The following is a 5,027-nucleotide window of genomic DNA, read 5'->3' as shown; positions in this document are numbered from 1 at the left end:
CCCGCCACTGCGACCCGGATGAGTAGCTCTCCCGGTCGCGGCTCGGGCATCGGCACCCGACGTCGCTGGACGGAAGGCCCTTGCTTGACCACCGCCCACATCTCCGTCACCCTGCGCATTCCCTCCCGAGTGAAACGCCTGTTATTGGCGTTGACGATCTGAGGTTGTGGCGGTCCATCGAACGGTGCCTCTAGGTCGCGCGTAGTCTACTCGCGCGTTTGCCGAGAGGCGCGCGCTACGAGAAATGTCGGGGATGTGAAATATTTCTCCAAGCGACCGCCGAGTACTTGCGCGGCTGGCACAATGTGCTGATCGCCGAAGAGGTCACCATCGATTGCTGATCGTTGACGAATTCGTAAACTGGCACTTGCTGCGAGACGTCCAGATCAACGGATGGCAGCGAGAAAGTTTGCCGAGTACGCGCGGACACGGACTTGGGAGGTCATGGTGCATCTCCGCGAAGAGATAGCGGGCGCGCCGCCCGCCGGGGCCGCACGCGCGTGAACCGCCATGACCGTCTCTGATCGCCCGGTCACGCCAACCGCCCCGCCGAACCTGCGACGGGTCCCATTGCTGGAATTGATGCCGGCAGATGTTCGTCAATTGGTGGAGGCGTCGTTTACTCCCGTGAGCTTCGGCCTCGGCGAGGTGATCGTCGCCGAAGGCGATCGCGCTGACGCAATGTTCGTCATTCAGTCCGGAACCGCGCAGGTGATCAAGGCCGGTGAGCACGGCCACGATTTACCGCTCAACGTTCTGCGCTCTGGCGACATGTTCGGCGAACGGTCGCTGCTGGATCCCGAGCCTCACCGTACGGCCACGGTGCGTGCTTCCAGCCCGGTGCAGGCGCTGCGGCTGGACCGTGGGAAATTCCAGGCATTGGTCCACACCGAGCCGGAGGTGAGCCGCTACGTTCAACTCGACCTGCGGCGCCGCGAGCTGCGCGACTTCCTTTGCCGAGACGCGGCGTTCGACGACCTTCCCCCCGACGGAATGCGGGCGCTGCTGGGCGGGCTGGTCCCCAAGGCGGTCAGCGCCGGCGAGCTGGTCATCCGCCAGGGCGACCCGGCCGGCCCGATGTACGTCATCCGCCAAGGCCGGCTACGGGCTCATCCGGATGGCGACGGCACCCGCGAACAGCCGACGGAGCTACATCCGGGCGATTTCTTTGGCGAGGTGTCATTGCTGCGTGGCACGGCTCGTGCTGTCAGCGTCGAGGCGGTCACCGGTTGCGAGTTGTGGGCGCTGGAGCCGGATTTGTTCGCCGCGCTGGCTGCCCAATTCCCGAAGTTTCGCGAAGGCTTCGAGCAGCGCGTCGCTGCCTCCGAGTACCGTCGCTTGGCACAGGTCCCGCCGGATTTCGCTGACGAGTTGCTGCCGGCGGGTGCCGCCGGACCCGATGTCCTGAGCGCGGAACAGACTCGTGCCGACGCGACCTCGTACCCGTCCCCAGCGGCGGACGAAATCGAACGGTTCGACGACTTCGTCCGGCACCGCAAACGTATTCGCCGCTTTCCTTTGATTCTGCAGAACGATTCCACCGAGGCCGGTGCCACGTCTCTGGCGATGATCTGCAGGTACTACGGCCGCAAGGTGTCGTTGGCGCACGTGCGCGAGGTCGTTCACACCTCAGTCGACGGCACCAGCCTGTCGGGCATCAGCCAAGGTGCGGAGGCACTCGGGTTCAAGGTGTCCGCGGCAAAGGTATCCGAGGATCGACTCGACTCGATGCCGCTGCCGGCGATGATGCATTTGACGAATAACCACTGGGTCGTCCTCTTTCACATTGATGCGCGGCACGCGTGGGTGGTGGATCCGGCGCGCGGCCGTCGCCGGTTGGAGCGAGCCGAACTAGAGGCGAATTGGTCGGGCTTCGCGGCCTTGATCGCGCCCACCGAAGCATTGATGGAGGTCCCCGAGCAGCATTCGCCGGTCAGCTGGTATCTCCAATTCTTCAAGCCGTATCGGCGCACGCTGCTCGTGGCGTTAGCGCTGGCGTTCCTATCGGCCGCCGGCTCGATGCTCATCCCGGTGTTGAGCAAGGTCATCGTCGACAAGGTGATCCACCTACACGACATCGGGCTGCTCAGCGGGCTGGTGCTGGCCATGTTCGGCGCGCTGTTCTTATCCGTCGTGGTCACGATCGTTCAGAGGCTGTTGATCAGCCGCATCGCGGTGCGTGTGGACCGGGCTTCGCTGAAGACCCTTTCCCAGGTGTTGCTCGCACTGCCGATGGCCTACTTCCGGGCCCGGCGCATCGGCGACATCGGGCGGCGGCTCAGCGGCTTGCAGTTGGTGCGCGAGATCTCGATCAACCGGGCCGTAGCGTGCCTCACCGCGATCACTCAGGTTGTGGTCGCCATCGCCGTCATGTGCTTTTTCAGTTGGCGTTTGACGCTCGTGTACCTGCTCAGCGCGCTCCCGCTGTATGGGATCCTGATGTGGTATGCGCAGGCTCGCCTGCTGCCGGCTTACGAGGGCCTCGAGGAGTGCTGGGGCAAATACCAGTCGCGACAAATCGACTCGATAAGGGGCATCGAGACCGTAAAGGCCATGGGTGCCGAGGAATCGCTGCGCCGGACAATGCTCAACGAGTTCGACGAACTGTCCGACAAGATTTACCGGGCCGATGTCGTGCTCATGCTGTACAACGGCGCAGTCCAGCTGATCTCTTTTTTGTCGCTGGCTCTTTTTTTGTGGCTCGGCGCATTGCAGGTATTACACCAACAGCTCACCGTCGGAGGGTTGATCTCCTTCAACGCTTTGGTGCTGCTCAGCAATCAGCCCCTGGTGATGGTCGTTTTGTCGTGGGACATGCTGCAGCAGATGGTGGTTCTACTCGGTCGCCTCAACGATGTGCTCGAGCGGACGCCCGAGCAGGGTGCGGATCATTCGGCTTTGGCGCCAGTGACAGACATTTCAGGCCATATTCAGTTCCAGGACTTGAGTTTCCAGTATCCCGGGCCGGCTCAAACAAGAGTTCTCGACGCGATCGATTTCGAGGTGCGGCCCGGCTCCAGGGTTGGCATCGTCGGCCGAAGCGGTTCCGGCAAAACCACGCTCATCAAGTGCTTGTGCGGACTGCTCGAACCGACCGGGGGAACAATCCTCTACGACGGTCGGGAGTTGACCAGCCTGAACCTGCGCGATCTCCGTCGCCACATCGGCGTCGTGCTGCAAGAGAATCACATGTTCGACGCGACGATCGCGGAGAACATCGCTTTTGGCGCTGAGCAGCCTGATCCCGAGCGGGTGATATGGGCGGCGCGCGCGGCCAACGCCGCGGAGTTCGTCGAGCGCCTGCCATTGGGTTACCAAACCCGCATCGGCGAATCCGGCCTTTTGCTGTCCGGCGGACAGCGTCAACGGATCGCGATTGCGCGGGCGGTCTATCACCATCCCCCGGTGCTGGTCTTCGATGAAGCCACTAGCGCGCTCGACACCGAATCAGAGCGGGCGGTCAAACAGAATCTCGATCAACTACTCCAGGGGCGCACATCATTTGTGATCGCACATCGGCTCAGTACAGTGCGCGACGCCGACCTCATCATAGTGCTCGAGCAGGGCCGAATCGTCGAACGTGGCACTCATGACGAGTTAATGGCGCTCCAGGGCTTGTATTACTACCTGTGCAGCCAGCAACTCGGCACGTGAGCAGGCCAGCGCGTGGCGGCGTTCCGAATGCATCGACAGCACCCCGGATCGGTGACGATAATGCCAGCACCTGCGCCGACGACATAGAGTAACCTGACGTTGCCGCGCCCGCTGTGACGCGCCCGAGCTTTGGCCCGACTTAGTAGGAGTCGACATGTCCGAGCAAACGGTTGTCTCCGGGCACGATCGAATTGAATTCATCAGTGCACAAGTACGACAACACTTTTCGTCGAACGATGATGACATCCGTGCAGCTGCACTCGTCGAGGCCGGTTTGCGGACCGGATGTGGCAAGCCAGTAACGCCGCCCGATCCGCTTCAACAGCCCTTGAACTTGTATCCCGGACTGGAAGCCCGCGCCTGGCACGATCCATCGCGATTCGATTGGGTGCCGGCCCTTGAGGCACAAGCACCGAGAATTGCGGCCGAGATGTCGGATCTCTTCGCGCGTAACGTCTTCGCACTCGTTCATCAAGAGGTTGATCGCGGGCTGGCGAATGCGGGATCCTGGACCTCGCATCGCCTATATTCCGAAGGCGTCCGAAACGAGGCCGGATGGGACTTAGCGCCGGTCACCACGGCTGCGATAGCCCGGATACCAGGCGTTGACAGCGCAGGGCTGGTTTCTTGTGCCGCCATTACTGGCGGGACACATATCTCGGCGCATTGTGGCCCAAACAACGCTCGTCTGCGTTGCCACCTCGGACTGAAGGTTCCTCCAGGCTGCGCCATTCGAGTGGGGCGAGAGACCCGAACTTGGCTGGAAAACAAAGTGATCATCTTCGATGATTCGTTTGAACATGAAATTTGGCACGAAGGTACCGGAACGCGGTTGGTACTCATCTTCGATATTTGGCATCCCGATCTCTCTGATGCCGACAGACGAGCGATCATGTTCGGCAGGCGTCTGTTGTACCCCGAAGATTGATATAGCCGCAACGAATTTGAATGCCTACGCTCCCCTGGCGTTTCCCGCCGCGTGCGCACCCGCGCGGCGCCCGAAGAACGATCCCTCGCCGAGCTGCGTACCGCTGGCGTAACCCTTGCCGTCCTGGGCGATGTTGGATGCGCACGCGCCTACCGCGTACAGGCCCGGGATGACGCTGTCGTCGCCGCGCTGCACTTGGCCGTCGACGGTGACGGCCAGGCCGCCCATCGTGAATCCCGAGTACATCGCCCGCCCGAGTGACAGGTCGAACACGGCCCACGGTCCATTAGCCTGCGGCGCAACGTATTCCGGCTGCTTGTGGAAATCGGGGTCCTCGCCGTTTGCCGCGAATTCGTTGTAGCGCTCCAGCGTCGCGGCGACGTTGCCCGCGGGAATCCCGAGCGCGGTCTCCAGTTCGGTGATCGTCTCGTAGCCGTCGAGGAAC

The 5,027-nt window shown here is 62.3% G+C and carries 3 protein-coding genes; 2 read left to right on the top strand and 1 reads right to left on the bottom strand.

Annotated features, from left to right (window positions below):
• Positions 1-510: 510 nt before the first annotated feature.
• Entirely contained in the window at positions 511-3,654 is a 3,144-nt protein-coding gene (locus tag VN856_RS26325) for a peptidase domain-containing ABC transporter (protein WP_325694796.1), read from the top strand.
• A gap of 154 nt (positions 3,655-3,808) precedes the next feature.
• The gene (locus tag VN856_RS26320; protein WP_325694794.1) at positions 3,809-4,582 is read left to right on the top strand and encodes an aspartyl/asparaginyl beta-hydroxylase domain-containing protein; all 774 of its coding nucleotides are present in this window, start codon (positions 3,809-3,811) and stop codon (positions 4,580-4,582) included.
• 24 nt (positions 4,583-4,606) lie between these two features.
• Here VN856_RS26320 and VN856_RS26315 read toward each other — a convergent pair.
• On the bottom strand, positions 4,607-5,027 hold a 421-nt coding region (locus VN856_RS26315), incomplete at its 5' end, for an FAD-binding protein (RefSeq protein WP_325694792.1).

The sequence above is a fragment of the Mycobacterium sp. genome (genome assembly GCF_035603715.1).
Taxonomy (GTDB): domain Bacteria; phylum Actinomycetota; class Actinomycetes; order Mycobacteriales; family Mycobacteriaceae; genus Mycobacterium.
Note: the sequence above shows the minus strand (reverse complement) of the source record. Positions and strands in the feature narration are given on the sequence as shown.